Genomic DNA, 26,868 nt, shown 5'->3' on the forward strand with positions numbered 1-26,868 from the left:
AGGTGATTCGTCAGGGCGCAGTTAGTTTAGTACAGACCCAACACCTTCCACCACATCAGACCTACGGTGATAAACACCGCCTGGTTAAACAAGCTAATGATAAATCCTGTGCGCCACCAGACGCCCGTTGGAACGTACCCGGCACCAAACAGGATTGGACCGCGAGCGTGGGTGTACTGGGTGAGCGAGCAGTACAAACTGCTGGTGAAGGCCAGCATTAACGCCGTGGGGGCTGCGGGGATATTCAGATGCAGTCCGACGCCGAGGAAAACGGCGTACAGCGCGGCAATCTGTGCATTACCGCTGGCAAAAAAGTAGTGGGTATAGAAGTAGGCGGCATTCAGCAGCAACAGGACGATCACCCAACTGGTACCGTGCATAGTACTGCTCAGACTATCGCCGATCAGATTGCCAAACCAGGTAGTGAAACCTAGTTTTTTCAGCTGGTTCGCCATCATCAGCAGCGCGGCAAACCAAATCAGCGTGTCCCATGCACCTTTCTCGCTTTTCACATCTTCCCAGCTCAGAACGCCGCTTAGCAATAAAATGGACAGTCCCACGAACGAGGCAGTAGTGGCGTCGACGCCTAACGTATCGCCAAAAATCCACAGTACCAGCAGTACGCCGACGGTAACCAGCATCAGCCATTCGCCGCGAGACATACTGCCCATTTCCGCCAGCTCTTTGCGCGCCAGGTTCGGGGCATCCGGCGTGTGCTTTATTTCCGGGCGCACGATCCAGTAGACCAGCAGTGGAACCAGCAGTAAGGACACAAGGCATGGCAGCAGCGCCGCCATAAACCAGCTGCCCCAGGTCAGCGTGACGCCCGCATTGGCCGCCAACTTCACCGCCAACAAGTTGCCGGTATAGCCGGTCATAAAGAGCGCGGCGGTGACGTCGTTGACGTTGCCAATGCAGGTGATAAGAAAGGTACCGATTTTACTGCGGGACTCATCTTCCGGGTTCGAATGGAAACTGCGTGCCAGAGAGTCGGCAATCGGATAGATGACACCGCCGCAGCGTGCCGTATTACTCGGCATTGCCGGGGAGAGGATCAGATCGGCAAAGGCCAGACCGTAGGCGAGTCCGAGTGTGCGCTTGCCAAGCAGACGGATCATCTGCAGCGCAATGCGTCGTCCGAGGCCAGTTTTGATAAACCCACGGGCAATCATAAAAGCCACGACGATAAGCCAGATAAGCGAACTGTTCAGCTCGCTTAGCGCCGTGGTGATAGCGCCGCTGGCGGTTTTATCCCCGGCCGCATAGGCGAGTGCAAAAACCGTAATCCCAATAATGCCGACCGCGCCGATGGGTAAAACTTTTGCCACGATAGAAGCAATCGTCGCAACGAAGATAATTGCTGAATGCCAGGCTGGCGCACTTAACCCGGATGGAGGGGGAAGTTGCCACAGCCCGGCAGAAATGAATGTTATAAGAATTAATGGGAGCCATTTGACTCCGCTACCTTTTTTCTCAGTCACGGTTACGCACCTATGGATATGGTGAATATATTCATCAAATAAATATATTTATATGATAATTAACAGGTTATGTTGCAGCAATGCTGCTCCAGTGACTGCAAGAAATACAACAATATATGTGCGTGAATTGTTTCCTGATATTTCAAATCAGTAAAGGCCCGACGAGAGTGTCGGGCTGGAGGGAAGGGGTTAACCGCCGAACTGGTCCGGGTCTGGCCCCAGACGCTTGCCCTGATCGAGTTTCGCGATTTCGCCTAATTCATCTTTATCCAGGCGGAAGTCCCAGACGTTAAAGTTTTCTGCGATACGCGCAGGGGTGACCGATTTCGGAATCACCACCAGGCCGCTATCCAGATGCCAGCGGATGACAATCTGCGCCGGTGATTTGCCATATTTCTCTGCGAGGTCACGGATTATCTTTTGATCGAAGACGTCTTTACCGCCCTGCGCCAGCGGGCTCCAGGATTCGGTCTGGATTTTATGTGTGGCGTTCCAGGCGTGCAGCTGGCGCTGCTGCATGAGCGGGTGAAGTTCTATCTGATTAATCACCGGAGGTACGCCGGTTTCATCCATCAGCCGCTGGAGATGGTTGATCTGAAAGTTGCACACGCCGATGCTCTTAATCAGCCCTTCTTTTTGCAGGTCGATCATGTTTTCCCACGCTTCAACGTAGTGGTCGATCGCCGGAACTGGCCAGTGCATCAGGTACAGATCGAGGTAATCAAGCTGGAGTTTCTCCATGCTTTCGAGCAAGGCTTCCCGGGGGCGTTTCTGGTCATCATTCCATAGCTTGGTGGTAATGAATAACTCTTCCCGTGGCACGCCTGCGTCACGTATTGCTTTGCCGACACCTTCTTCGTTTTTGTACGCTGCCGCGGTATCAATTGAGCGATACCCCACTTCCAGCGCTTTATGAATGGCAGTGATGACTTCTTCGTTGCTTGCCTTCCAGACCCCCAGGCCCAGTTGCGGCATGACGTTACCATCCTGTAGTTTGATAATGGTTGGAGTGGTCATAATTCCTCCCCTTAATGACTGTCACCGGAACATATTCCGGTGACATAGGTGTGACTTAAGTCTGGTATAAATACCCAAAAACGAAAGGCGGAGGTTAAAAAACCTTAGCGGGCAGCTTCGTAAATCCGACGGCTGACCTCAAGCGTAATGTCCTGATGTTCGCCCAGTTTCGTACCGCCATGCGCTTGCAGTTTTTCCAGCAGCGCCGGGATGGAGCTACCGTCCAGACCGTAGTCAGACAGGCGAGTCGGTACGCCCATTTGTTCGAAGAAAGCGCGGGTTGCGGCAATGGCGGCGTCGATGCGCTGGTCATCGCTTCCTTCGGTGATATTCCAGATACGCTCTGCGTATTGCAGCAGTTTGGCACGCTTGGTATCACGTTTTTCATTCCACAGCGCTGGCAGAACGATGGCCAGCGTTTGAGCATGATCCAGACCGTGCATTGCAGTCAGTTCATGACCCAGCATATGCGTTGCCCAGTCCTGCGGTACCCCTGCGCCAATCAGACCGTTCAGCGCTTGGGTTGCCGCCCACATGACGTTCGCACGCACGTTGTAGTTTTCCGGTTCCTGCAAGGCTTTCGGACCTTCTTCTACCAGTGTGAGCAGAATGCCTTCGGCAAAGCGATCCTGAATTTTCCCGTCGACCGGATAAGTCACATACTGCTCAACGGTATGAACGAACGCATCCACGACGCCGTTTGCAACCTGACGTGGCGGCAGGGTGTAGGTGTAAACCGGATCCAGTACGGCAAATACTGGCTGCACAAACGGGGTCATAAAGGCCAGTTTATCGCCGGTGGTTTTACGCGAAATTACCGCGCCGGAGTTAGATTCAGAGCCGGTTGCAGGCAGGGTTAATACGGAGCCCATCGGGATGGCGCTTGTTACGTCGTTGCCGTGGGTTTCCAGAATGCGCCATGGGTCTACGCCGTCCGCGTACTGTGCAGCAGCCGCGATGAATTTGGTGCCGTCCAGCACGGAACCGCCGCCTACTGCCAGCAGAAACGTCACTTTCTCATCACGCACGATTTTTACCGCGTTCATCAGCGTTTCATAAGACGGATTTGGCTCGATACCGCCAAACTCCAGCACGTCCAGGCCTTTCAGCGCGTCCTGAACCTGTGCCAGGACACCTGTTTTTTTCACGCTGCCGCCGCCGTAAGTAACCAGCACGCGAGCGTCCTGAGGAATTTGATCGCGCAGCTCAGCAATCGCGCCTTTACCAAACAAAATACGTGTTGGGGTATGGAGATTAAAGTTGTTCATTGCTCGTTCCCTTTGGTGGGTAATAAAAGAGGGCAGGAGAGTGTCTGCCGGATGATGAACATTGTGGTCGCCCGCCGCGCTGCTCTCAATGCTCATTTCTGCCGATGTCTTGCCCATTTCTACAGACTGCTGGAGAAAACGGATAAATCTGCGCATTATGTCAGGGTCGAAAAACGATAATGAAATGGTGCCCCATGAACCGTGATGAGATCTGCCTTCTGCTGACAGATAAAATTAAGCATCTGAAAAACAATGAAAATAAACTCAACGAACTGCTGCCAGATGTCCGCCTGCTACACGGTACGGAGCCGGCGGCGCGTACACCAGTCATGTATCAGCCAGGCATCATATTTCTCTTTTCGGGACATAAAATTGGTTACATTAATGAGCGCGTCTTTCGCTATGACGCCAACGAATACCTGCTGCTAACCGTACCTTTACCCTTCGAATGTGAAACGTATGCGACGCCGGAGGTTCCTCTGGCCGGTATTTACCTGAATGTCGATATCCTGCAATTGCAGGAGCTGTTGATGGACATTGGGGAAGACGAGCTGTTCCAGCCGGCTATGGCTGCCAGTGGGATTAACTCTGCGACGCTCTCAGACGAAATTCTCTGTGCTGCTGAGCGCCTGCTGGATGTGATGGAGCGACCGCTGGATGCGCGTATTCTGGGGAAACAGATCATTCGCGAAATCCTCTACCATGTGCTGACCGGGCCGCGCGGTGGCGCGTTACTTGCGCTGGTAAGTCGCCAGACGCATTTCAGTTTGATAAGCCGGGTACTCAAGCGGATTGAAACCAAATACACCGAAAACCTCAATGTAGAACAGTTGGCGGCAGAGGCGAACATGAGCGTATCGGCGTTTCATCATAATTTTAAAGCGGTGACCAGTACCTCGCCGCTGCAATATCTGAAGAGCTATCGCCTGCATAAAGCACGGATGATGATGATCCACGATGGAATGAAGGCCAGTGCGGCAGCAATGCGCGTCGGCTATGAGAGCGCATCGCAATTCAGTCGGGAGTTCAAACGTTTCTTTGGCGTAACGCCGGGGGAAGATGCGGCAAGAATTCGTATGATGCAGGGGAGTTGATTTCTTGTCGGCTTTAAAGCTGCGCGCCATCAATGAAATGCCGGAGTGACTCCGGCATACGGCTAATACTCAGGCGCTACAGTATTTTTTTTTAATCACCACGAACAACGTTCCCAACAGACCTGCGGTTAACAGAGCAATCGGCAGGATCATTAAAAAGGTCATCACCTGATCTTCATGACGTTTGACGAACGGGATCATACTCAGCGCATAGCCGAAGCTGGTGACGACGGTGACCCACAGCAGTCCGCTCAGCCAGTTAAAAAACTGGAACCGACGGTTAGGAAGCCCTGAAATGCCCGCCATCGTTGGTAGCAAGGTACGGACGAACGCCAGGAAACGCCCGGCAAGCAGCGCCATCAACCCGTGTTGGTCAAACATGCAGGTAGCGCGTTGATGGTATTTTTCAGGTAATTGCGCCAGCCAGCCTTTCACCGTGCGCGTGTTGCCCAGCCAGCGTCCCTGAATGTAGCTCAGCCAGCAACCCAGACTGGCGGCGGCAGTCAGAATAGCTATGGTAGGTAAAAAACTCATCACGTCCTGAGCGATCAGCGCCCCTGCCAGCAATAACAGGCTGTCTCCGGGTAAAAAGGAGGCGGGCAGCAGGCCATTTTCTAAAAACAGTGTGGCGAACATGACGAAGTACACCACGCTCACAACGTGTGGATCCGCCAGTGCGGCAAAATCGTGTTGCCAGAGCGCGGAGACAATATCTTGAATGACTACCATGGACTTTCCTGTGGAACAGCGTTTATGTGTAGATTGTACTCCTGAATTGTCCGGGATGCCTTGATCCCGGACGCAACAATTGCAGACTTTTCCACCAGAAGTGTCTGCATATATGTCCATCTATGGCAATTTTACTCGATTCGGGCAAATCCTGCGGCCAAATCGGCAATCAGATCGTCAACATTCTCTAAACCGATATGCAAACGGATGAGCGTTCCGCTGAAGTCCACCTCGCCTTGCGGACGGATTGCCGCAATGTGTTCCGGCTGGTTGGCGAGAATCAGCGACTCAAAACCGCCCCAGGAGTAGGCCATGCTGAACAGGCTGAAGTGATCCAGATACGCGGCCAGCTCCTCATTATTGAGTTTCTTATTCAATACAAAGGAGAACAGGCCGCTGCTGCCGGTGAAATCACGCTTCCAGAATTCATGTCCTTTACTGCCGGGCAGTGCCGGGTGGTTCACGCGGGCGACCTGCGGATGGCTGGCCAGCCACTCGGCGACCTTTAAGCTGCTTTCATGGTGCTGACGCAGGCGTACACTCAGCGTACGCAGCCCACGGCTGGTCATATAGGCGGTATCGGCGTCCAGCATTTGCCCCATCAGATACGCATTTTCGCGAAGTTGATCCCAGCAGCGGGCGTTAGAGACCGCCGTGCCGACCATGCCGTCGGAATGGCCAATCAGATATTTGGTGCCTGCCTGAATAGAAATATCGATGCCAAAATCAAGCGCTTTGAACAGCACCCCGGCAGCCCAGGTGTTATCAATCATGATGATTGCGTCAGGTGCTACGCTTCTGACGGCGGCAACAATAGCCGGAACATCATGCACTTCCATGGTGACAGAACCGGGCGACTCCAGAAATACGACTTTGGTGTTCGGCTGCATGTGCTTCACAATATCGGCGCCAATCAGCGGATCGAACCAGCCGGTGGACACGCCAAGCTTGCCGAGAATTTTGGTGCAGAAATCCTGACTGGGTTCATAGGCGGTATTGGTCATCAGCACATGATCGCCTTGCTCCACAAAAGCGAGGATGGTGTTGGCAACGGCAGCCGCACCGCAAGGGAACAAGGCGCAACCCGCGCCGCCTTCCAGTTCGCACATCGCTTCCTGCAGAGAGAAATGCGTCAGGGTTCCGCGACGTCCATAGAAAAGCGCACCGTTGGCACGGTTGTGTGTGGCCTGCTTTTTGGCCTCCACGGTGTCAAACACCAGCGAAGAAGCGCGCTGGATCACGCTATTTACCGAGCCCAGCGTGTATTTTTTACTGCGTCCTGCGTGAACGAGCTTGGTTTCAAGTTGCTTATCTGCCATGTTGTCTTACCTGTTTTTATACGTCTGGATGTCTAAACTACCATGAATCAAAGATGACGCATCCTGCAGAACGGTTATACAGTAGAAAATAATCTCAAAATGCTTCTGGTGACTTTTTTACTGCGTAAGCGCAAGGAAAAGAAACCAAAGGTGCGGCAATATGTAAATAGTAATGAGAACGACTATCAATTCGACGTCGTTTTGATATCATTACGCTCAGATTTTGTGATTTGCGTCCTGGAGATACAGAGTGGGTAATAATTTGATGCAGACGGATCTTTCCGTCTGGGGTATGTATCAGCACGCCGATATCGTGGTTAAGTGCGTGATGATTGGGCTGATTTTGGCGTCAGTGGTCACTTGGGCTATCTTCTTTAGTAAGAGCCTTGAGTTCTTTACTCAGAAACGCCGCCTTAAGCGTGAACAGCAACTGCTGGCGGAAGCCCGCTCTTTAGATCAGGCAAGTGAGATTGCCGCAGGATTCGATGGCAAAAGCCTGGGCGCACAGTTGATTAACGAAGCGCAAAACGAGCTGGAACTGTCAGAAGGCAGTGACGATAACGAAGGCATTAAAGAGCGTACCGGCTTCCGTTTGGAGCGTCGCGTCGCGGCAGTAGGTCGTCATATGGGGCGTGGTAACGGGTACCTGGCCACCATCGGGGCTATCTCTCCATTCGTCGGTCTGTTCGGTACCGTATGGGGCATCATGAATAGCTTCATCGGGATTGCACAAACTCAAACGACCAACCTGGCCGTTGTTGCGCCGGGTATCGCAGAAGCGCTGTTAGCGACCGCAATTGGTCTGGTCGCAGCAATTCCAGCGGTTGTTATCTACAACATTTTCGCACGTCAGATTGGCAGCTATAAAGCGATGCTGGGTGACGTCGCGGCACAGGTGCTGTTACTGCAAAGTCGCGATCTGGACCTGAACGCAAGCGCATCCGCGCATCCGGTACGTGCAGCGCAGAAATTACGTGTAGGATAATGTTCCATGGCAATGAGCTTTAATGAAAACCTGGACGATAACGGTGAAATGCATGAAATCAACGTGACGCCGTTTATCGACGTTATGTTGGTTTTATTGATCATTTTTATGGTGGCCGCACCGTTGGCAACGGTGGATGTGAAAGTGAATCTTCCTGCCTCCACTAGCACGCCGCAGCCGCGTCCGGAAAAACCGGTTTACCTATCTGTTAAAGCCGATAAAAGTATGTTTATTGGCAACAATCAGGTGACGGATGACACCATGATTAGCGAGTTAAATGCACTGACAGATGGGAAGAAAGACACCACCATTTTCTTCCGGGCAGATAAAACCGTTGATTATGAAACCATGATGAAGGTTATGGATACGCTGCATCAGGCGGGCTTCCTGAAGATTGGTCTGGTTGGCGAAGAGACTGTGAAAGCGAAGTAATCCTCCTCATTGCCGGGTAATGGTTGTCGCCTTACCCGGCGTGCCTCTCCTGATTCAACTCCCTCGCATACCTGTTCTTATCTGTTCTCGTCTAACGCGACTGTGGTTGTCCTGGTGGGTTCGTAGTTCCCTTCAGACAGCTTTCGTGTCAGGCGTAAGGTGGCTGTTTCCCGCGCGAGTATATGCTGGTAGGTGCTTTCCAGTCGGGCCATGATTTTGTCCCGCAGTTCTGGTTGCTGCTCCATAATGGCTTCGATCGCGGCATCGTAGATCTCTTCTTTAGCCTGTAGCGTGTAAATTTCACGTCGATTTTGCCATTTCATCCGCACCAGTGCAGCGGGAATAGAGACTATCTCCTGAGCAACGCTTTCCAGCGTCGCGTTTTTATTGGCAATCAACACGGCTAAATTTTGCTTTAAGACAAACTCATCGCTTTTATGGTTATCTAAAGCCAAATAAACATTGTTATCCTCAACATCTTTCATTCTATTTCTCTTCCAGAGAATAAAAAATAGGGTCGCTGGTTTCACGCGTAATTAAATTAAGCCAAATTTTGTTGCCCTGTTCATTTATGATGGCTGTTTTTTGAGTCAAAATTTTACTTAATTCTTGTGCGTTAATATCGCCTTCTGCTTGTAGTGAATTGAGCAGGCGAGAGAATGACTCAATTTTTGCTGCACGAAACAGACGCTCTTTTAAATGACGGTCGCACTCTTCAAATAGCATATTTCGTGATTGACCGGTAGCTGTTGAGCTAATCAAAATATCGGATTCGTAATCGCTTAATGTTCTCTTTCCCTGAGTCAAATTTTCACTATTATCTACGGGATTGGTATTGGTAGCGGGGCTGGATAAGTGAAAGTGCGAGGGAACAAGATGCTCGGGAAGCATGTTGAAATATCCTTTGATGCCAATGATATGTTGTTTTAAATAAACCAGGCCGCGTTGACAATAGCATGGCGTAATTTTAAAATCAAAAAAAATGGAGCTAGTATATGAACAGTATATTTTATTCTGTTATTACCCTGCTATTGCTGACCTGCGGGGTACTTTTGTTAATGCGCAGTGCAAATAAAAACCGACATGCTGAAAATGGGCACTCTGAAAACCAGCCGGAAATGCTGAGTAAAGAAGAAGGCGAGGACCATTTCTCAGTATTGATGAATTCGATTACGCCGGTCTGGTATTGGCGCGTTAATCACGAATATATCGATTTTATCCACTCCACGATCAAGCGGATGACAATGGTGGAGTTGAATGAGACACCTGGATTATTTGATGCGCAGCGGCGTTGTAGCGATCTCAACTCTGCGGTGTATAAATATTACGACAATATTAAAAAGCGCTGTTTGAGCGGTGAGAAGGTCCCGCATGCCGACCTGGACGTGCTCAACCTGCGTCAGTGTTTTAGGGAGTTCAGTCTGGAGGCTTATCCCGCGCTTGTCGCGCTGGTGTGGCCGGAGTATCAACGCCCGGAGATCAAAGCGGAAGAGGTGTGAAGGGGACTGTTTGGCCCGTATTACGTGCCGGGGAGGCTAACGCTGTCACCCGGCACGATGTTACATACGGCTATTTGTCAGATGAGGCCTGCCACAGGTTCAGCTTACCGTCCGCGACGTGCTTATCGATCTGCGCCAGTTCTTCGGTGCTGAACGTCAGGTTCGCCAACGCCTGAACGTTTTCCTCCAGTTGCTCCGGTCGACTGGCGCCAATTAATACCGAAGTCACCCGGTTGTCTTTTAGCAGCCAGCTTAAGGCCATTTGTGCCATCGACTGTCCACGCTGTTGCGCCATCTCATTGAGCAACCGCAGGCTGTTAAGATTCTCTTCCGTCAGCATATTTTCCGTCAGCCCACGAACTTTTTTCCCTTCACGCTGCATGCGTGAACCTTCCGGAATGCCGTTGAGGTATTTCCCCGTCAGCAGTCCCTGAGCCAGTGGCGTAAAGGCGATGCAGCCCATGCCATTGGATTCCAGCGTATCCAGCAGGCCGCTGCTGTCTACCCAGCGGTTAAGCAGGTTGTAAGAAGGTTGGTGGATCAGCAGGGGAATTTTCCATTCCCGCATCAGCTCGGCCATTTTCTGCGTACGCTCTGGCGAATAGGATGAGATGCCGACATACAGCGCTTTGCCGCTCTGTACGGCGTGGGCCAGGGCTGAGGCGGTCTCTTCCATTGGCGTATTTTCGTCGACGCGGTGCGAGTAGAAGATATCGACATAGTCGAGGCCCATGCGTTTCAGGCTCTGATCGAGGCTGGCGAGCAGGTATTTGCGCGAACCGCCAGAACCGTATGGCCCTGGCCACATGTCATAGCCTGCCTTGGTGGAGATAATCAGTTCATCGCGATAGTGTGCAAAATCCTCGCGCAGTAATCGGCCAAAATTCTCTTCTGCGCTGCCTGGTGGCGGCCCATAGTTATTGGCTAAATCAAAATGCGTGATGCCTAAATCAAATGCTTTACGCAACAGGGCTCGCTGTGAATCCAGCGCCTGAACGTGCCCAAAACTGTGCCATAAACCCAGCGATAGCGCGGGTAAGCGCAAACCGCTGCGCCCACAGTAGCGATAGAGCATCTGCTCGTAACGTTCAGGATTGGCAAACCAGGCCATGAGATCTCCTTAGTGCAGGTGAATTTCGAAACAACGTTTCTATTCTAGCGGGTTCACGGTGAATATCCCGTTCACCAGGTCACACTGAGATGAAAAACTGGGCAAAAACAGGTCACTGTGCTTTGCTTAAAAAAACATCAATCAGGAGTGCGACGATGCCGCGTTTGACTGCCAAAGATTTTCCGCAAGAACTGCTCGACTACTATGACTATTACGCTCATGGCAAAATAACGAAACGCGAGTTTCTCAATATGGCAGCGAAATATGCAGTGGGTGGCATGACGGCATTGGCCTTATTCAATTTATTGAAACCCAACTACGCTCTCGCAACGCAGGTAGAATTTACCGATCCCGATATTCTGGCGGAATATATTACCTATCCCTCGCCTGAAGGACATGGTGATGTGCGGGGGTATTTGGTTAAACCTACGAAGGTGACGGGGAAAGTTCCGTCGGTGGTGGTAGTGCATGAGAATCGTGGGCTGAATCCGTATATTGAAGATGTGGCGCGACGGGTGGCGAAGGCGGGCTTTATGGCACTCGCGCCTGATGGGTTAAGTTCGGTAGGGGGATATCCAGGCAATGATGATAAAGGTCGGGAATTGCAGCAGCAGGTTGACCCCGTAAAGTTAATGAACGACTTTTTTGCCGCCATTGAATTTATGCAGCATTATTCAGGGACGACAGGAAAGGTAGGTATCACCGGATTTTGCTATGGTGGTGGTGTGTCGAATGCCGCAGCTGTGGCTTTCCCTGAACTGGCCTGTGCGGTGCCTTTTTATGGGCGTCAGGTTCCTGCATCAGATGTCCCTAAAATAAGCGCGCCTTTATTACTGCACTATGCGCAATTAGATACCCGAATTAATGAGGGATGGCCTGCATATGAAGCGGCGCTAAAGGCGAATAAGAAAGTCTATGAAGCATATATCTACCCCGGTGTTAATCATGGCTTTCACAATGATTCTACCCCCCGTTATGATAAAGCTACCGCTGATTTAGCCTGGGAACGTACTCTTGCGTGGTTTGACAAATATTTGCGATAGAAAACAATAGATTATTTAATGCTTTTAATTAATTGCCTGAATAATAATGCTACCTAATTTCATTAGCATTCATATTGATATAGGGTGGAGAGATAGTGGATGTACTTAAGAAAGTAAAAAAATAAAGAACGCATTATATCTTCTCTACTGCCTGCCGATAACAAGGATAAGTATCGCCTGATGGCGAATTCCTCATCAACGGCAAGGAAATTATTATGCGTTTGCTGAAAAACTTCACTATTCGTATTGTCATGTTGGCAATACTGGGACTTTTCTGCCTGCTCTGGTCGGGCGTGGGTTTATTCAGTCTTCATTCGTTATCAAAAATATCTGAAGGCAATGATATTGACCGCCATCTTGTCCATCAGATGACGGTTCTCAGTCAGGGTAACGATCAGTACTTTCGCTTCGTAACGCGCTTAAGTCGCGCCATGGATGTCAAAATGAGCGGCGGAACGCCTGATTTTGCGCCGGCGCAGCAGTCCCTGGAGAATATGAGTAAAAAACTCCAGGAGATGAAAACATTGTCTCCAGGCCCCATGGATCCGGAAGTTGCCGCGGCGGTACTGACGAAGTGGCAGGCGCTGCTGGACAATGGCGTGATCCCGCAAATGCAGTTGGCAAAGCAGGGCACGCTCACGGCCTTTGCGGAACATGCCAGTACCATAACGCCAGCGCTGAGCCGTGAATTTGGCGCCAGTGCCGAACGTTTTAACGCCACGGCAGGAGAGCGGCTTGATACCACCCGCGTGATGGTCGATGGCAAAACGTCTATCATCCGGACGTTAATTATTACTGCCGTTATCCTCGGTATTGCCCTACTGTTCTTTACCGACCGTTACCTCGTCGCCATGATGGTGAAACCTCTGGGACGCATCCGTCAGCAGTTCCAGCAGATTGCGCAGGGCGATCTCAGCCATCCCATTGAAGATTTTGGGCGTAACTGCGTGGGCCAACTGGTGCCGTTACTGTGCGCGATGCAGGACAGCCTGCGCGAAGCCGTCAGTACCATCCGTTCAGGTAGTGACAACATCTGGCGAGGGGCGACGGAAATTTCCACCGGTAATAACGATCTCTCCTCACGTACTGAAGAGCAGGCCGCGGCGCTGGAAGAGACCGCTGCCAGCATGGAGCAACTGACCGCAACGGTAAAACTGAACGCTGAAAATGCGCGTGAAGCCAGCCAGCTTGCCGATACGGCCACAGAAACGGCAGGTAAAGGGAGCACGCTGGTTTCAGAAGTGGTTGAGACGATGGATGGTATTGCCGCCAGCTCTAAACAGATCGCGGAAATCACGTCAGTTATTAATAGTATTGCTTTCCAGACCAATATTCTGGCGCTGAACGCCGCAGTTGAAGCTGCCAGGGCAGGCGAGCAGGGGCGCGGTTTTGCCGTCGTTGCCGGTGAAGTACGCAACCTTGCCAGTCGCAGCGCCGGAGCGGCGAAAGAGATTGAGACGCTAATTGGCGAGTCATCGCGTCGTGTCGACCAGGGGGCTCGTCTGGTTAAAGAAACGGGATTAACCATGGAGGCAATTCTGCGCGGTGCCACCGAAGTGACGGTCATCATGAAGCAAATTGCCTCAGCCTCGGAAGAACAGAATAAGGGCATCTCGCAGGTGAGCGTGGCGATCACGCAGATGGACAGCGTAACGCAACAGAACGCTGCATTGGTAGAGCAAGTCTCCGCCGCTGCCGTGGCGTTGGAACGACAAACAGAGGAACTGCAACGCTCGGTGCAACAGTTCCGCCTCTCAGCGAATGATGTGCAATACGCCGCTGCTAATACTGCTTCCCCTTCAGCAGACAGCAAAACGTCTGCGGCAGCTAAAACGGATGAATGGGTGTCCTTTTAAGCTGGCATAAAAAGTTCGTGATACCTCTGGTCTTTGCTCAAAAAATCGCTATATAATTTATTATATAGCGATTGGAGGTTATGCATGGACAACCATTTTGGAAAAGGCCTGATGGCCGGATTAAACGCCTCAAGTGCGGACAGCGCACGCTCAGTGGCGAATTTTTGTGCGGATTATAAGCGTGGTTTTGTGTTGGGATTTTCACATCGCATGTTTGAAAAAACGGGCGATCGACAACTTAGTGCGTGGGAGGCGGGCATCCTCACGCGCCGCTATGGCCTGGATAAAGAGATGGTGATGGATTTCTTTAAAGAGAACCAGTCCAGTACGACAATTCGGTTTTTCATGGCTGGCTATCGGCTCGAAGCTTGATCCGAAAGGGGTATTCCGTTGCTTTAATTAATTACACTATTGACCAACACCTTCGTTTTGTTGCTCCGTCGAAGTAATATATCGCACATAACCATATAAAAAGTGTGGTAATGGCGCGCCGATCGCAATATGCAACATGCGAATGGTGCAAAATAAAAAGCCAGGTCTTCGCAACGGAATAACTATAAAATGACTGGAGATAACTCTCTCATCAATTCGAGCGGCATTAATCGCCGTGATTTCATGAAGCTTTGTGCAGCACTGGCCGCTACCATGGGGCTCAGTAGCAAAGCCGCCGCAGAAATGGCCGAATCAGTTTCTCGTCCTCAGCGCCCACCGGTTATCTGGATTGGTGCTCAGGAGTGTACGGGTTGTACTGAATCGCTGCTTCGCGCGACACACCCTACAGTGGAAAACCTCGTTCTGGAGACAATCTCTCTGGAATACCATGAGGTGCTCTCTGCCGCCTTCGGCCATCAGGTTGAAGAGAACAAACATAACGCTCTGGAGAAGTACAAAGGGCAATATGTTCTGGTAGTGGATGGTTCTATCCCACTGAAAGATAATGGCATTTACTGCATGGTTGCCGGTGAGCCGATCGTGGATCACATCCGCCGGGCCGCAGAAGGCGCAGCCGCTATCATTGCCATCGGCTCTTGCGCCGCGTGGGGTGGTGTTGCTGCCGCTGGCGTTAACCCAACGGGTGCCGTCGGCCTGCAAGAAGTTCTGCCAGGCAAAACCATCATCAACATCCCCGGCTGTCCGCCGAACCCGCATAACTTCCTCGCAACGGTCGCCCATATCATCACTTACGGTAAGCCGCCGAAGCTGGATACCAAAAACCGTCCGACATTCGCCTATGGCCGTTTGATTCACGAGCACTGCGAACGTCGCCCGCACTTCGATGCTGGTCGTTTTGCGAAAGAGTTTGGCGATGAAGGCCACCGTGAAGGTTGGTGCCTCTACCATCTGGGCTGTAAAGGGCCAGAAACCTACGGCAACTGTTCAACGCTGCAATTCTGCGACGTTGGCGGCGTGTGGCCGGTGGCTATTGGTCACCCTTGCTACGGCTGTAACGAAGAAGGTGTCGGTTTCCATAAAGGTATTCACCAGCTTGCTCATGTGGAAAACCAAACGCCGCGTTCCGAGAAGCCTGACGTCAATATGAAAGAAGGCGGTAATGTATCTGCCGGAGCGATTGGACTGCTGGGTGGCGTAGTAGGACTGGTTGCCGGCGTCAGCGTGATGGCGGTACGTGAACTGGGGCGTCAGCAAAAGAAAGATAACGCTGACTCACGGGGAGAATAACCGTGAACAGACGTAACTTTATTAAAGCAGCCTCCAGCGGGGCATTGCTGTTGGGCGCAGCGCCGTCCATCAGTCATGCGGCTGCAGAAAACCGTCCGCCGATCCCGGGTTCTCTTGGGATGCTCTATGACTCGACGCTGTGCGTAGGCTGCCAGGCCTGTGTCACCAAGTGTCAGGATATCAACTTCCCGGCCCGTAACCCGGAAGGCGAGCAAACCTGGTCGAACAACGACAAACTGTCTCCGTATACCAATAACATCATCCAGGTGTGGCGTAGCGGAACAGGCGTGAACAAAGACCAGGAAGAAAATGGCTACGCATACATCAAGAAACAGTGCATGCACTGTGTTGATCCGAACTGCGTTTCCGTTTGCCCGGTCTCCGCGCTGAAGAAAGATCCGAAAACCGGCATCGTCCATTATGACAAGGACGTCTGCACGGGCTGTCGTTACTGCATGGTCGCCTGCCCGTACAACGTGCCTAAGTACGACTACAACAACCCGTTTGGTGCGCTTCACAAATGTGAACTGTGTAACCAGAAAGGCGTTGAGCGTCTGGACAAAGGCGGTTTGCCGGGTTGTGTTGAAGTGTGCCCAGCCGGTGCGGTGATTTTTGGTACCCGTGAAGAGCTGATGGCTGAGGCGAAAAAACGTCTCGCGCTGAAGCCTGGCAGCGAATACCACTATCCGCGTCAAATGGTGAAAGCAGGCGATACCTATCTGCATACGGTACCGAAGTACTACCCACACCTGTACGGTGAGAAAGAAGGTGGTGGTACGCAGGTTATGGTGCTGACGGGTGTTCCTTACGAGGATTTGGATCTGCCGAAGCTGGATGATCTTTCAACTGGTGCGCGTTCCGAACATGTTCAACATTCCCTGTACAAGGGCATGATATTACCCCTGGCTGCGCTGGCGGGCTTAACCGTGCTGGTTCGTCGTAACACGAAAAACGACCATCACGATGGAGGAGACGATCATGAGTCATGATCCTAAACCGCTGGGCGGAAAAATAATCAGCAAACCGGTCATTATTTTTGGGCCGCTTATCGTCCTGTGTATGCTCCTGATCGTGAAACGTCTGGTCTTCGGACTGGGCTCAGTCTCCGATCTGAACGGCGGTTTCCCATGGGGTGTATGGATCGCGTTTGACCTGTTGATTGGTACTGGCTTTGCGTGCGGCGGTTGGGCGCTGGCGTGGGCGGTGTATGTTTTCAACAGAGGACAATACCATCCGCTGGTACGTCCGGCGCTGTTGGCGAGCCTGTTTGGCTACTCGCTGGGTGGTCTGTCAATCACCATCGACGTCGGTCGTTACTGGAACCTGCCGTATTTCTACATTCCGGGCCACTTCAACGTGAATTCGGTACTGTTCGAAACGGCTGTCTGTATGACCATCTATATCGGCATCATGGCGCTGGAATTTGCTCCGGCTCTGTTTGAACGTCTGGGGTGGAAAGTTTCTCTCAAGCGTTTGAATAAAGTGATGTTCTTTGTTATTGCCCTCGGCGCGCTGCTGCCAACCATGCACCAGTCTTCAATGGGTTCATTGATGATTTCTGCGGGTTATAAGGTGCATCCGCTTTGGCAAGCTTATGAAATGTTGCCGCTTTTCTCGGTATTAACCGCCTTTATTATGGGCTTCTCGATCGTCATCTTTGAAGGCTCACTGGTACAAGCGGGTCTGAAAGGTAACGGTCCGGACGAGAAAAGTTTGTTCATCAAGCTGACGAACACCATCAGCGTGCTGCTGGCGATTTTCGTGGTTCTGCGCTTTGGCGAACTGATCTATCGCGACAAGCTGTCGTATGCGTTTGCAGGCGATTTCTACTCAGCCATGTTCTGGCTTGAGGTCGTGCTGATGGTCTTCCCGCTGGTGGTGCTGCGCGTCACTAAGCTGCGTAATGATTCGCGCATGCTGTATCTGTCTGCGCTGAGCGCATTGCTGGGTTGTGCAACATGGCGTCTGTCCTATTCGCTGGTGGCGTTCAATCCTGGTGGTGGCTACCACTACTTCCCGACCTGGGAAGAACTGTTGATTTCTATTGGTTTTGTGGCTATTGAGATTTGTGCATACATCGTACTCATTCGTCTACTGCCGATACTTCCTCCTTTAAAACAAAACGATCAAAATCGTCATGAGGCGAGCAAAGCATGAGCCAGAGAATTACTATTGATCCGGTAACCCGTATTGAGGGTCATTTACGCATCGACTGCGAAATCGAAAATGGCGTGGTATCTAAAGCATGGGCTTCCGGCACCATGTGGCGCGGCATGGAAGAGATCGTGAAAAACCGCGATCCGCGCGATGCCTGGATGATTGTGCAGCGTATCTGTGGCGTTTGTACGACCACTCACGCTATCTCTTCCGTTCGTGCAGCAGAAAGTGCGCTGAATATTGATGTTCCGGTGAACGCACAGTATATCCGTAACATCATTCTGGCCGCGCACACCACGCATGACCACATTGTTCACTTCTATCAGCTGTCTGCGCTGGACTGGGTGGATATCACCTCTGCCCTGAAAGCTGACCCAGCGAAAGCATCTGCCATGCTGAACGGCGTGTCCTCCTGGCACCTGAACAGCGCAGAAGAGTTCACCAAGGTTCAGAACAAGATCAAAGATCTTGTTGCCAGCGGTCAGTTAGGCATTTTTGCTAACGGTTGCTGGGGTCACCCGGCAATGCAGCTGCCGCCGGAAGTGAACCTGATTGCGGTCGCTCACTATCTGCAGGCGCTGGAATGCCAGCGTGATGCCAACCGCGTTGTGGCGCTGTTGGGCGGTAAAACGCCGCACATCCAGAACCTGGCGGTAGGTGGGGTTGCTAACCCGATTAACCTCGACGGTCTTGGCGTGCTGAACCTTGAACGCCTGATGTACATCAAGTCATTCATTGATAAGCTGAGCGACTTCGTTGAGCAGGTTTACAAGGTTGATACCGCAGTCATTGCTGCGTTCTACCCTGAATGGCTGGAACGTGGTCAGGGCGCGGTTAACTACCTGAGTGCGCCGGAATTCCCGACTGACGGTAAAAACGGCAGCTTCCTGTTCCCGGGTGGTTACATTACTAATGAAGATCTGTCGACCTATCGTCCGATCACCTCTCACTCCGATGAGTACCTGATCAAAGGGATTCAGGAGAGTGCGAAACACGCGTGGTACAAAGACGAAGCGCCGCAGGCTCCGTGGGAAGGTACAACGGTTCCTGATTACACCGGTTGGTCAGATGACGGCAAGTACTCCTGGGTTAAAGCACCGACCTTCTATGGTAAAACGGTTGAAGTGGGTCCGCTGGCCAACATGCTGTGTAAACTGGCGGCCAAACGCGAGTCTACTCATGCCAAGCTGAATGAAATCATCGCGATTTACACCAAGCTGACCGGTAAAACTATCGAAGTGTCTCAGCTGCACTCTACGCTGGGTCGTATTATTGGCCGTACCGTTCACTGCTGTGAACTGCAGAACGTTCTGCAGGATCAGTACAACGCGCTGATCGTGAACATCGGTAAAGGCGACCACACCACCTTCGTGAAACCGGATATTCCGGCAACGGGCGAATTCAAAGGTGTTGGTTTCCTCGAAGCGCCACGCGGTATGCTGTCTCACTGGATGGTGATTAAAGATGGCATTATCAGCAACTACCAGGCGGTTGTACCGTCAACCTGGAACTCTGGCCCACGTAACTTTAATGATGAAGTGGGACCGTATGAGCGCTCGCTGGTAGGTACGCCGATTGCCGATCCAAACAAACCGCTGGAAGTGGTTCGTACCATTCACTCCTTCGATCCTTGTATGTCATGTGCGGTGCATGTGGTGGACGTTGACGGGAACGAAGTGGTCTCAGTTAAGGTTCTGTAATGCGGATATTAGTCTTAGGGGTCGGCAATATTTTGCTGACCGACGAAGCCATCGGAGTACGTATCGTTGAGGCATTAGAGCAACGGTACATCCTGCCAGACTTTGTTGATGTTCTGGACGGTGGTACGGCTGGGATGGAGCTTCTCGGCGATATGGCGAACAGAGATCATCTGATCATTGCTGACGCCATTGTGTCGAAGAAAAACACGCCAGGAACGATGATGGTCCTGCGGGATGAAGAGATCCCGGCGCTGTTTACCAACAAAATCTCACCGCACCAGCTTGGCCTGGCCGACGTTTTGTCGGCCCTGCGTTTCACCGGAGAGTTTCCGAAAAAGCTGACGTTAGTCGGCATTATTCCGGAATCACTGGAGCCGCATATCGGGCTAACGCCAACGGTCGAAGCGATGATTGAACCTGCGCTTGAGCAGGTTCTTGCTGCGCTTCGCGAATCAGGTGTTGAAGCGATCCCTCGGGAGGCGGCTCATGTCTGAGGAGTTTGTCGGTTTTCAGACGGCCCCGAAGATGCAGATTCAGGCAGCGTTTGAAGAGGTTGCCCGGCGTTCGATGCACGATCTCTCTTTCTTGCATCCGAATATGCCGGTATATGTCTCTGATTTTACGCTGTTTGAAGGGCAGTGGACGGGGTGTGTTATCACACCCTGGATGCTCAGCGCACTGATTTTCCCTGGACCAGACCAGGTTTGGCCGGTACGTAAAGTCAGCGAAAAAATCGGGCTGCGTCTGCCGTATGGCGAGATGACCTTTACCGTTGGTGAACTGGAGGGCGTATCACAATACCTTTCCTGTTCACTGATGTCGCCGCTTTCGCACAGCATGTCTGCGCAAGAAGGAGTGCGCCTGACTGACGATTGTGCGCGAATGCTGTTATCGCTGCCGGTGAGCGATCCAAATGCGCCGCAGCTCAATCGCCGCGCGCTGCTGCTGGGTCGTCGGAACTGCGAAAATGCATGAGCTGTCCCTTTGTCAGAGCGCGGTTGAGATTGTTCAACAGCAGGCAGAGCAGCACGGTGTCAAACGTGTAACCGGCGTTTGGCTGGAAATCGGGGCGCTCTCCTGCGTTGAAGAGAGCGCCGTGCGTTTCAGTTTCGACATCGTCTGTCAGGGGACGCTGGCGCAAGGGTGTGAGCTGCATATTGATTACAAGCCAGCCCAGGCATGGTGCTGGGATTGCAGTCAGGTTGTGGAAATCACCCAGCATGATGCGCAGTGTCCACATTGTCAGGGGGATCGTCTGCGAGTTGATGCGGGCGATTCACTGAAAGTGAAAAGTATTGAAGTCGAATAACCCATAGGTTGCTATGGGGCGGAGTCAGATATGTGTATTGGAGTCCCTGGTCAGGTTCTGGCCGTTGGTGAAGATATTCACCAGCTTGCGCAGGTTGAAGTGTGCGGCATCAAACGTGATGTCAATATTGCCCTGATTTGTGAAGGTGATACGGCTGAGCTGGTCGGGCAATGGGTGCTGGTGCACGTAGGGTTCGCCATGAGCATCATTGATGAAGATGAAGCTAAAGCCACGTTAGACGCACTTCGCCGTATGGAGTACGACGTCACCAGCGCGTGATTTTATGCCGGATGGCGCAGCGCTTATCAGGCCCGCGCCTTATATGTAGGCCGGATAAGGCGTTTGCGCCGCCATCCGGCATCTTACGTTAACCCTGGCGCTTATCTTCGGTATGGGTATCGAAATCGCTGGCGTCATGGCGTTCATGAAGCTGCTCGTTCAGCGGTCCGTTGGTACGGTTCACAATACGACCACGCTTAACCGCCGGACGCGCCGCAATCTCTTTTGCCCAGCGCTGTACGTGCTTGTAGCTTCCTGCATCAAGGAACTCTGCCGCGTCGTACACGTTACCCAGAACCACATTGCCAAACCACGGCCAGACAGCCATATCGGCGATGGTGTATTCATCTCCGGCGACAAACTGATGCTGCGCTAACTGTTTATCCAACACGTCAAGTAAGCGCTTGGCTTCCATGGTGAAGCGATTAATCGCGTATTCAATTTTAACCGGCGCATAATTATAGAAGTGACCAAAGCCACCGCCGAGGAACGGGGCAGCACCCTGTAACCAGAACAACCAGTTTAGCGTTTCAGTACGTTTTGCCAAATCCTGCGGCAAGAAATAACCATATTTTTCCGCCAGATAGAGTAGGATTGCGCCAGATTCAAATACGCGAACCGGTGGGTTTTGCGAGTGGTCACGCAGTGCCGGGATCTTCGAGTTCGGATTCACCTCAACAAAGCCGCTGGAAAACTGATCGCCATCGCCGATGCGGATAATCCAGGCATCGTATTCCGCGCCCTTCACGCCCTGCGCCAGCAACTCCTCCAGCATAATCGTCACTTTCTGCCCGTTTGGCGTACCCAGCGAATAGAGCTGCAGCGGATGCTTGCCAACCGGCAGCGTTTTCTCGTGTGTAGCGCCGGAAACAGGGCGGTTGATATTGGCGAATGCGCCGCCGTTCGATTTTTCCCACGTCCAGACTTTCGCGGGCTGATAGGTATTGTCTGACATAGTGACCTGCCTTCTGAGTGGTTGTTTGATGCAGTGTAGCAGCCAGGTAGAACTCAATTTAACAGATTGGGACTTTATGCCGTTTTGTGCTGAAAGGGGAAGATAAATCTAACCCGTTCATTGTACCTGGCCCGTACTCCATGAAGAGGAAATCATTGTTGCACGGAAATTGCTACCGTATTCACCATCAAAAATTGGCGGTGAATAAGCAGTAATAATGAAAAAGGGTGTTCCAGGAGTAAGCGGTTATCAGGGCCCGGCGGGTGGGTGGGGCGCGGTAAAAGCCGTCACTGCTTCGCTGTTTTCGCAAAAGGCTGTCGCCCGCGATATTATCGCGATGTTTAAAATGAACCAGGTGAAAGGGTTCGACTGTCCGGGCTGTGCATGGCCGGACCCTGGCCATCGGGCACCGATGGAGCTGTGCGAAAATGGCGTTAAGGCGGTTTCCTGGGAGACAACCAACAAGAAAGCGTCACCAGAATTTTTCAGCCGTCACCCGGTTTCCACACTCTGGCATTACAGCGATTATGAGCTGGAAAACATCGGTCGTTTAACGCAGCCGATGAAATACGATGCCGCGTCAGACACATGGCAGGCGGTGGATTGGGATATCGCCTTCCAGGAAATCGGGGAGCGTCTGCGCAGTTATGATTCAGCCCAGCAGGTTGAGTTTTACACCTCCGGCAGAACGTCAAATGAGGCAGCGTTCCTGTATCAGCTGTTTGCCCGCGAATATGGCAGCAGCAACTTCCCTGATTGCTCAAACATGTGCCACGGACCGACCAGCGCAGGGCTAACGCCGGCCATTGGCCTTGGAAAAGGAACCGTTGAACTTGAGGACTTTGACCACTGCGATCTGGTGATTTGTATCGGGCATAACCCTGGCACTAACCATCCGCGCATGCTGACCACCTTACGCGACGTTGCCAAACGCGGGGCTAAAATTATCTCCATTAATCCGCTGAACGAAAGGGGGCTTGAGCGCTTTAGCTTCCCGCAAAGCGCGAAAGAGATGTTCACCGGTCAGGCGACGGCGCTGAGCAACGACTACTACCAGGTAAAAATGGGCGGTGACGCTTCGCTGCTCAAAGGCATCATGAAAGCGCTAATCGAAATGGACGAAGCGCGGATCTTATTGGATCAGCAGCCGACGCTCGATCATGCGTTTATCGAAGAGCATACCGCTGGATATGCCGCGTTGTATGATGACTTACGCCAGCGTAGCTGGGCGGAGCTGGAACAGGACTCGGGTCTGACGCGCAGTCAGATGGAAGATCTGGCGCACAGCTACAGTAAATCCCGCGCTACGATTGTTTGTTACGGCCTGGGCATCACCCAGCATAAAAACGGCACTGAGAACGTTCAGCAACTGGTAAACCTGCTGCTGCTGAAAGGAAATATAGGTAAGCCGGGGGCGGGGATCTGCCCGTTGCGCGGTCACTCTAACGTGCAGGGCGATCGTTCTGTGGGGATCAACGAAGCGGCGTCCGAAGATTTCCTGCAACGCCTTGAGACGTATTTTTCTATCCGTGTTCCGCGCAAACATGGTCGTTCCAGCGTGGAGAGTATTCGCGCCATTGAGCGCGGAGACGTAAAAGCACTTATCTGCATGGGTGGCAATCTGGCGGTGGCGATGCCCCAGCCGCAGCGTACCTTTGCGGCGATGAAAAAGCTGGATCTGCAGGTCCATGTGGCGACCAAACTGAACAGATCGCACCTGCTGCTGGCAAAACACAACTATTTGCTCCCCGCGTTGGGTAGAACCGAGCGCGATCTGCAAGCTACGGGCATTCAGTCTGTGACCGTCGAAGACTCAATGTCGATGGTCCACGCGTCCTGTGGCGCGCTGAAGCCGGCTTCCCGCTGGCTAAAATCCGAGCCCGCGATTGTGGCGGGCATGGCGCGCGCAACGCTGCCGCTTTCGCCGGTAAACTGGGAAGCGTTGACCGGGGACTACGCGCTGATCCGTAATGCCATTGAGGCCGTGATCCCGGCGTTCCACGACTACAACGCCCGTATTGCTGAACCGGGCGGGTTTCGTATGGATACGCCTGCTTCGCGCCGTGAATGGCGAACGGAGAATGGCAAAGCCAACTTTATCGTCAGCCATCAGCGGGCGGTAGAGCGGGAAAATCAGCCTGCCGATACGCTGATACTGGCGACGCTACGCAGCCACGATCAGTACAACACCACGATTTATGGTATGAACGATCGCTATCGTGGCATTACCGGTCGTCGGGATGTGGTGTTTTTAAGCGTCGAAGAAGCGATGAGCCGCGGTCTGAGCCAGGGTGATGTGGTCAACGTTCAGGCGCTGGACGACAACGGTCAGCCCTGCGCGGATCGCATCATGTACGGCTTAACGGTGGTGATTTACAACATGGCGGCGGGCTCAATTGGCGCGTATCTGCCTGAAGCGAATGTCCTGCTCTCGTTGGAGGCGGTGGATACACAAAGTTTGACTCCGGCCTATAAAAGCGTGCCGGTAATCCTTACCCAGGTGTAGTTCCTGTTGTGAATTTTTCGCCTCTGAGCGCCAGTCGCTGCGTTGAGGTGTATGATGATGTTGACCTCTGTCCGGTTAGTGTCGCAGAGCAGGCAATCAGAGCGAAAAATTCACGCCAACCTGCTCAGGCTGTATTGTTTTGAGGTAAGGTGCATGAGCAAAGGAACGACCAGTCAGGATGCCCCATTCGGGACATTATTGGGCTACGCCCCAGGTGGCGTAGCAATCTACTCTTCAGATTACAGCTCCCTCGACCCACGGGACTACGACGATGATGCGGCATTTCGCAGCTATATCGACGACGAATACATGGGCCACAAATGGCAGTGCGTAGAGTTCGCACGCCGCTTTCTCTTCCTTAACTATGGCGTGGTCTTCACCGATGTAGGCATGGCCTGGGAGATCTTCTCCTTACGCTTCCTACGTGAAGTGGTGAATGACAATATCCTGCCGTTACAGGCATTTCCCAATGGTTCACCCCGCGCACCGGTAGCAGGCGCGTTGCTTATCTGGCAAAAAGGCGGCGAATTTAAAGATACCGGCCATGTGGCGGTCGTCACCCAGTTGCTGGAAAACAAAATCCGTATTGCCGAACAGAACGTGCTCCATACGCCGCTGCCTCCCGGACAGCAGTGGACCCGCGAGCTGGAGATGGTGGTTGAAAACGGTTGCTACACCCTGAGGGATACCTTTGACGACACCACCATCCTTGGCTGGATGATCCAGACCGAGGATACTCGTTACAGCCTGCCGCAGCCGGAGATCGCCAGTGACTCACTGAAAATTGGCGGCGCGCGACTGGAAGATAACGGGCAGTTTGACGGTAAATGGCTGGATGAACAGGATCCGCTGCAAAAAGCCTACGTGCTGGCGAATGGGCATGTTATTAATCAGGATCCGCATCAGTACTTCACCATTACCGAAAGTGCCGAGCAGGAGCTGATCAAAGCCACTAACGAGCTGCACCTGATGTACTTGCACGCGACCGACAAGGTGCTGAAAGACGATAACTTGCTGGCGCTGTTCGATATTCCGAAAATCCTCTGGCCGCGCCTGCGCCTTTCCTGGCAGCGTCGTCGGCATCATATGATTACGGGTCGTATGGATTTCTGTATGGATGAACGTGGACTGAAGGTGTATGAGTACAACGCCGATTCCGCCTCGTGCCATACCGAAGCTGGCTTGATTCTCGAAAGATGGGCCGAGCGTGGCTACACAGGGCAGGGACACAACCCGGCTGAAGGGTTGATCAACGAACTGGCGGGTGCCTGGAAGCACAGCCGCGCACGTCCGTTTGTCCACATCATGCAGGATAAGGATATCGAAGAAAACTATCACGCGCAGTTTATGCAGCAGGCGCTGCGTCAGGCCGGGTTTGACAGCAAAATTCTGCGTGGCCTCGATGAGCTACGTTGGGATGATGCCGGTCAACTGATTGACGGTGACGGCCGCCTGGTGAACTGTGTCTGGAAAACCTGGGCGTGGGAAACCGCGATTGAGCAGGTGCGAGAGGTCAGCGAAACGGAGTACGCCGCGGTACCAATTCGTACCGGGCATACGAATCAGGAAGTGCGTTTAATCGACGTGTTGCTGCGCCCGGAAGTGCTGGTCTTCGAACCTCTGTGGACGGTGATCCCAGGCAACAAAGCGATATTGCCAATCCTCTGGCAGCTTTTCCCGCACCACCGCTATCTGCTTGATACCGATTTCACTGTTAATGAAGAGCTGGCACAAACCGGTTATGCGGTGAAACCCATTGCAGGACGTTGTGGCAGCAACATCGATCTGGTGAGCCATCAGGAAGAGCTACTGGATAAAACCAGCGGTAAGTTTGCCGAGCAGAAGAACATTTATCAGCAGCTTTGGTGTCTGCCAAACATTGCCGGTAAATATATTCAGGTTTGTACCTTCACCGTAGGCGGTAACTACGGCGGTACCTGCCTGCGCGGCGATGAGTCGCTGGTGATTAAGAAAGAGAGCGATATCGAGCCGCTGATTGTGGTGAAGGAAGAGTAATCTTTTGGCATGTTCTTGATTGAAATACGAAAAGCTGGAGTATATCTCCGGCTTTTTTATTTATAGTTAAATTGGTGCTGATTAACTTTAAATAAGTTTCGTGATGTATATATAAGGGCGTAAATATTTTTAAGATTAATGTCTTATAACTTAAATGCATTCGTTTAATGAATATATTCACCAGTGATTAATTTTCGTCGCTTGTATCAGATAAACATCTTATTGATTTTAATTTTAAATAATAAACACTAATGTGTTATTTGGCTGATTAGTGATATCGATCAAGTTTTCTCCCGTGGAATATATCGGATTCCGACTGCGTACTAATTATAATCATTAATTGTCATTAACAGTCATTATTGACTGCCCACAGAAATGACGTTGTAAGAAGCACGTTGAGCGATTAGAAAATGCTCCGTCAGGAAATGCACA

At 52.0% G+C, this 26,868-nt stretch carries 26 protein-coding genes; 17 read left to right on the top strand and 9 right to left on the bottom strand.

Annotated features, from left to right (window positions below; genetic code table 11):
• Positions 1–26: 26 nt before the first annotated feature.
• From GFB57_RS08205 to yqhD, 3 genes are all read right to left on the bottom strand, one after another.
• Positions 27–1,481 carry a DASS family sodium-coupled anion symporter gene (locus tag GFB57_RS08205; protein WP_003024523.1) on the bottom strand — a complete coding sequence of 485 codons (1,455 nt, stop codon included), beginning with the start codon at positions 1,479–1,481 and terminating at the stop codon, positions 27–29.
• Between the two features lie 189 nt (positions 1,482–1,670).
• Positions 1,671–2,498: a 2,5-didehydrogluconate reductase DkgA gene (dkgA, locus tag GFB57_RS08210; protein ID WP_003024520.1), complete on the bottom strand. Its 828-nt coding sequence runs from the start codon at positions 2,496–2,498 to the stop codon at positions 1,671–1,673.
• Positions 2,499–2,602: 104 nt separating this feature from the next.
• Positions 2,603–3,766, bottom strand: a complete 1,164-nt coding sequence (gene yqhD / locus GFB57_RS08215) for an alcohol dehydrogenase (protein WP_003024517.1) — start codon at positions 3,764–3,766, stop codon at positions 2,603–2,605.
• 194 nt (positions 3,767–3,960) lie between these two features.
• Between yqhD and GFB57_RS08220 the strand changes: the two genes are divergently transcribed.
• Entirely contained in the window at positions 3,961–4,860 is a 900-nt protein-coding gene (locus tag GFB57_RS08220) for an AraC family transcriptional regulator (RefSeq protein ID WP_003024513.1), read from the top strand.
• A gap of 69 nt (positions 4,861–4,929) precedes the next feature.
• Here GFB57_RS08220 and yghB read toward each other — a convergent pair whose 3' ends face one another.
• Together yghB and metC are read right to left on the bottom strand one after the other, a co-directional pair.
• Positions 4,930–5,589, bottom strand: a complete 660-nt coding sequence (yghB, locus tag GFB57_RS08225) for a DedA family general envelope maintenance protein YghB (RefSeq protein WP_003024510.1) — start codon at positions 5,587–5,589, stop codon at positions 4,930–4,932.
• A gap of 131 nt (positions 5,590–5,720) precedes the next feature.
• Positions 5,721–6,908, bottom strand: a complete 1,188-nt coding sequence (gene metC / locus GFB57_RS08230) for a cystathionine beta-lyase (protein WP_003024509.1) — start codon at positions 6,906–6,908, stop codon at positions 5,721–5,723.
• Between the two features lie 250 nt (positions 6,909–7,158).
• Here metC and exbB point away from each other — a divergent pair, with 250 nt between their 5' ends.
• Together exbB and exbD are read left to right on the top strand one after the other, a co-directional pair.
• On the top strand, positions 7,159–7,893 hold the full coding sequence (gene exbB, locus GFB57_RS08235) for a tol-pal system-associated acyl-CoA thioesterase (RefSeq protein ID WP_003024507.1): 735 nt from the start codon (positions 7,159–7,161) through the stop codon (positions 7,891–7,893).
• A gap of 6 nt (positions 7,894–7,899) precedes the next feature.
• On the top strand, positions 7,900–8,325 hold the full coding sequence (exbD, locus tag GFB57_RS08240) for a TonB system transport protein ExbD (protein WP_003024505.1): 426 nt from the start codon (positions 7,900–7,902) through the stop codon (positions 8,323–8,325).
• A gap of 77 nt (positions 8,326–8,402) precedes the next feature.
• On the opposite strand, the gene GFB57_RS08245 is transcribed toward exbD, so the two are convergent.
• On the bottom strand, positions 8,403–8,810 hold the full coding sequence (locus GFB57_RS08245; protein WP_290366957.1) for a cytoplasmic protein: 408 nt from the start codon (positions 8,808–8,810) through the stop codon (positions 8,403–8,405).
• Between the two features lies 1 nt (position 8,811).
• On the bottom strand, positions 8,812–9,216 hold the full coding sequence (locus GFB57_RS08250; protein WP_003024501.1) for a hypothetical protein: 405 nt from the start codon (positions 9,214–9,216) through the stop codon (positions 8,812–8,814).
• A 104-nt stretch (positions 9,217–9,320) separates the two neighbouring features.
• On the opposite strand from GFB57_RS08250, the gene GFB57_RS08255 reads away from it, so the two are divergent.
• On the top strand, positions 9,321–9,824 hold the full coding sequence (locus tag GFB57_RS08255) for an ESA_00282 family adhesion-associated protein (RefSeq protein WP_003024499.1): 504 nt from the start codon (positions 9,321–9,323) through the stop codon (positions 9,822–9,824).
• Positions 9,825–9,894: 70 nt separating this feature from the next.
• Here GFB57_RS08255 and GFB57_RS08260 read toward each other — a convergent pair whose 3' ends face one another.
• A complete protein-coding gene (locus GFB57_RS08260) occupies positions 9,895–10,935 on the bottom strand; it encodes an aldo/keto reductase (protein ID WP_003024497.1) in 1,041 nt (346 codons plus the stop codon).
• Between the two features lie 155 nt (positions 10,936–11,090).
• On the opposite strand from GFB57_RS08260, the gene yghX reads away from it, so the two are divergent.
• The 11 genes from yghX (at position 11,091) to hybG (ending at position 20,959) form a co-directional block, all read left to right on the top strand.
• The gene (gene yghX / locus GFB57_RS08265; RefSeq protein WP_003024495.1) at positions 11,091–11,978 is read left to right on the top strand and encodes a YghX family hydrolase; all 888 of its coding nucleotides are present in this window, start codon (positions 11,091–11,093) and stop codon (positions 11,976–11,978) included.
• 215 nt (positions 11,979–12,193) lie between these two features.
• A complete protein-coding gene (locus GFB57_RS08270) occupies positions 12,194–13,834 on the top strand; it encodes a methyl-accepting chemotaxis protein (RefSeq protein WP_003024493.1) in 1,641 nt (546 codons plus the stop codon).
• Positions 13,835–13,918: 84 nt separating this feature from the next.
• Complete coding sequence (locus GFB57_RS08275) at positions 13,919–14,206, top strand: DUF2623 family protein (protein WP_003024490.1); 288 nt, start codon at positions 13,919–13,921, stop codon at positions 14,204–14,206.
• A 189-nt stretch (positions 14,207–14,395) separates the two neighbouring features.
• The gene (hybO, locus tag GFB57_RS08280; RefSeq protein ID WP_003024486.1) at positions 14,396–15,514 is read left to right on the top strand and encodes a hydrogenase 2 small subunit; all 1,119 of its coding nucleotides are present in this window, start codon (positions 14,396–14,398) and stop codon (positions 15,512–15,514) included.
• A 2-nt stretch (positions 15,515–15,516) separates the two neighbouring features.
• Complete coding sequence (gene hybA / locus GFB57_RS08285) at positions 15,517–16,503, top strand: hydrogenase 2 operon protein HybA (protein ID WP_003024483.1); 987 nt, start codon at positions 15,517–15,519, stop codon at positions 16,501–16,503.
• Positions 16,493–17,671 (top strand): Ni/Fe-hydrogenase cytochrome b subunit, encoded by a 1,179-nt coding sequence (hybB, locus tag GFB57_RS08290; RefSeq protein WP_003024479.1) that lies wholly within the window; start codon positions 16,493–16,495, stop codon positions 17,669–17,671. Before hybA ends, hybB begins: the two co-directional genes overlap by 11 nt.
• Positions 17,668–19,371, top strand: coding sequence for a hydrogenase 2 large subunit (gene hybC / locus GFB57_RS08295; protein ID WP_003024476.1), 1,704 nt, complete (start codon positions 17,668–17,670; stop codon positions 19,369–19,371). Before hybB ends, hybC begins: the two co-directional genes overlap by 4 nt.
• On the top strand, positions 19,371–19,865 hold the full coding sequence (locus tag GFB57_RS08300) for a HyaD/HybD family hydrogenase maturation endopeptidase (protein WP_003024473.1): 495 nt from the start codon (positions 19,371–19,373) through the stop codon (positions 19,863–19,865). The genes hybC and GFB57_RS08300 overlap by 1 nt, the downstream gene beginning before the upstream one ends.
• Entirely contained in the window at positions 19,858–20,346 is a 489-nt protein-coding gene (gene hybE, locus GFB57_RS08305) for a hydrogenase-2 assembly chaperone (protein ID WP_003024465.1), read from the top strand. Before GFB57_RS08300 ends, hybE begins: the two co-directional genes overlap by 8 nt.
• Complete coding sequence (gene hypA, locus GFB57_RS08310) at positions 20,339–20,680, top strand: hydrogenase maturation nickel metallochaperone HypA (protein ID WP_003024462.1); 342 nt, start codon at positions 20,339–20,341, stop codon at positions 20,678–20,680. The genes hybE and hypA overlap by 8 nt, the downstream gene beginning before the upstream one ends.
• 30 nt (positions 20,681–20,710) lie before the next feature.
• Positions 20,711–20,959 (top strand): hydrogenase maturation factor HybG, encoded by a 249-nt coding sequence (gene hybG, locus GFB57_RS08315; protein ID WP_003024459.1) that lies wholly within the window; start codon positions 20,711–20,713, stop codon positions 20,957–20,959.
• 88 nt (positions 20,960–21,047) lie between these two features.
• Here the strand turns inward: hybG and yghU are convergent, their stop codons facing one another.
• Positions 21,048–21,914 carry a glutathione-dependent disulfide-bond oxidoreductase gene (yghU, locus tag GFB57_RS08320; RefSeq protein WP_003024455.1) on the bottom strand — a complete coding sequence of 289 codons (867 nt, stop codon included), beginning with the start codon at positions 21,912–21,914 and terminating at the stop codon, positions 21,048–21,050.
• 217 nt (positions 21,915–22,131) lie between these two features.
• Between yghU and GFB57_RS08325 the strand changes: the two genes are divergently transcribed.
• Positions 22,132–24,420: an FdhF/YdeP family oxidoreductase gene (locus GFB57_RS08325; RefSeq protein ID WP_003024453.1), complete on the top strand. Its 2,289-nt coding sequence runs from the start codon at positions 22,132–22,134 to the stop codon at positions 24,418–24,420.
• 153 nt (positions 24,421–24,573) lie between these two features.
• Positions 24,574–26,436 carry a bifunctional glutathionylspermidine amidase/synthase gene (gene gss, locus GFB57_RS08330; RefSeq protein ID WP_003024450.1) on the top strand — a complete coding sequence of 621 codons (1,863 nt, stop codon included), beginning with the start codon at positions 24,574–24,576 and terminating at the stop codon, positions 26,434–26,436.
• Positions 26,437–26,868: the final 432 nt, after the last annotated feature.

Origin of the sequence: Citrobacter sp. S39, from assembly GCF_009495675.1 — a bacterium.
Taxonomy (GTDB): Bacteria; Pseudomonadota; Gammaproteobacteria; order Enterobacterales; family Enterobacteriaceae; genus Citrobacter; species Citrobacter freundii.

What these genes read in the sequence shown, in the direction of transcription:
- hybO (WP_003024486.1), top strand. Translation starts at nt 14,396, where the DNA reads ATGACTGGAGATAACTCTCTCATCAATTCGAGCGGCATTAATCGCCGT.
- GFB57_RS08300 (WP_003024473.1), top strand. Translation starts at nt 19,371, where the DNA reads ATGCGGATATTAGTCTTAGGGGTCGGCAATATTTTGCTGACCGACGAA.
- dkgA (WP_003024520.1), bottom strand. Translation starts at nt 2,498, where the DNA reads ATGACCACTCCAACCATTATCAAACTACAGGATGGTAACGTCATGCCG.
- gss (WP_003024450.1), top strand. Translation starts at nt 24,574, where the DNA reads ATGAGCAAAGGAACGACCAGTCAGGATGCCCCATTCGGGACATTATTG.
- GFB57_RS08275 (WP_003024490.1), top strand. Translation starts at nt 13,919, where the DNA reads ATGGACAACCATTTTGGAAAAGGCCTGATGGCCGGATTAAACGCCTCA.
- GFB57_RS08245 (WP_290366957.1), bottom strand. Translation starts at nt 8,810, where the DNA reads ATGAAAGATGTTGAGGATAACAATGTTTATTTGGCTTTAGATAACCAT.
- yqhD (WP_003024517.1), bottom strand. Translation starts at nt 3,766, where the DNA reads ATGAACAACTTTAATCTCCATACCCCAACACGTATTTTGTTTGGTAAA.
- hypA (WP_003024462.1), top strand. Translation starts at nt 20,339, where the DNA reads ATGCATGAGCTGTCCCTTTGTCAGAGCGCGGTTGAGATTGTTCAACAG.
- GFB57_RS08250 (WP_003024501.1), bottom strand. Translation starts at nt 9,216, where the DNA reads ATGCTTCCCGAGCATCTTGTTCCCTCGCACTTTCACTTATCCAGCCCC.
- metC (WP_003024509.1), bottom strand. Translation starts at nt 6,908, where the DNA reads ATGGCAGATAAGCAACTTGAAACCAAGCTCGTTCACGCAGGACGCAGT.
- hybG (WP_003024459.1), top strand. Translation starts at nt 20,711, where the DNA reads ATGTGTATTGGAGTCCCTGGTCAGGTTCTGGCCGTTGGTGAAGATATT.
- yghB (WP_003024510.1), bottom strand. Translation starts at nt 5,589, where the DNA reads ATGGTAGTCATTCAAGATATTGTCTCCGCGCTCTGGCAACACGATTTT.
- exbD (WP_003024505.1), top strand. Translation starts at nt 7,900, where the DNA reads ATGGCAATGAGCTTTAATGAAAACCTGGACGATAACGGTGAAATGCAT.
- GFB57_RS08260 (WP_003024497.1), bottom strand. Translation starts at nt 10,935, where the DNA reads ATGGCCTGGTTTGCCAATCCTGAACGTTACGAGCAGATGCTCTATCGC.
- GFB57_RS08270 (WP_003024493.1), top strand. Translation starts at nt 12,194, where the DNA reads ATGCGTTTGCTGAAAAACTTCACTATTCGTATTGTCATGTTGGCAATA.
- hybE (WP_003024465.1), top strand. Translation starts at nt 19,858, where the DNA reads ATGTCTGAGGAGTTTGTCGGTTTTCAGACGGCCCCGAAGATGCAGATT.
- yghX (WP_003024495.1), top strand. Translation starts at nt 11,091, where the DNA reads ATGCCGCGTTTGACTGCCAAAGATTTTCCGCAAGAACTGCTCGACTAC.
- hybB (WP_003024479.1), top strand. Translation starts at nt 16,493, where the DNA reads ATGAGTCATGATCCTAAACCGCTGGGCGGAAAAATAATCAGCAAACCG.
- GFB57_RS08325 (WP_003024453.1), top strand. Translation starts at nt 22,132, where the DNA reads ATGAAAAAGGGTGTTCCAGGAGTAAGCGGTTATCAGGGCCCGGCGGGT.
- GFB57_RS08220 (WP_003024513.1), top strand. Translation starts at nt 3,961, where the DNA reads ATGAACCGTGATGAGATCTGCCTTCTGCTGACAGATAAAATTAAGCAT.
- yghU (WP_003024455.1), bottom strand. Translation starts at nt 21,914, where the DNA reads ATGTCAGACAATACCTATCAGCCCGCGAAAGTCTGGACGTGGGAAAAA.
- hybC (WP_003024476.1), top strand. Translation starts at nt 17,668, where the DNA reads ATGAGCCAGAGAATTACTATTGATCCGGTAACCCGTATTGAGGGTCAT.
- GFB57_RS08255 (WP_003024499.1), top strand. Translation starts at nt 9,321, where the DNA reads ATGAACAGTATATTTTATTCTGTTATTACCCTGCTATTGCTGACCTGC.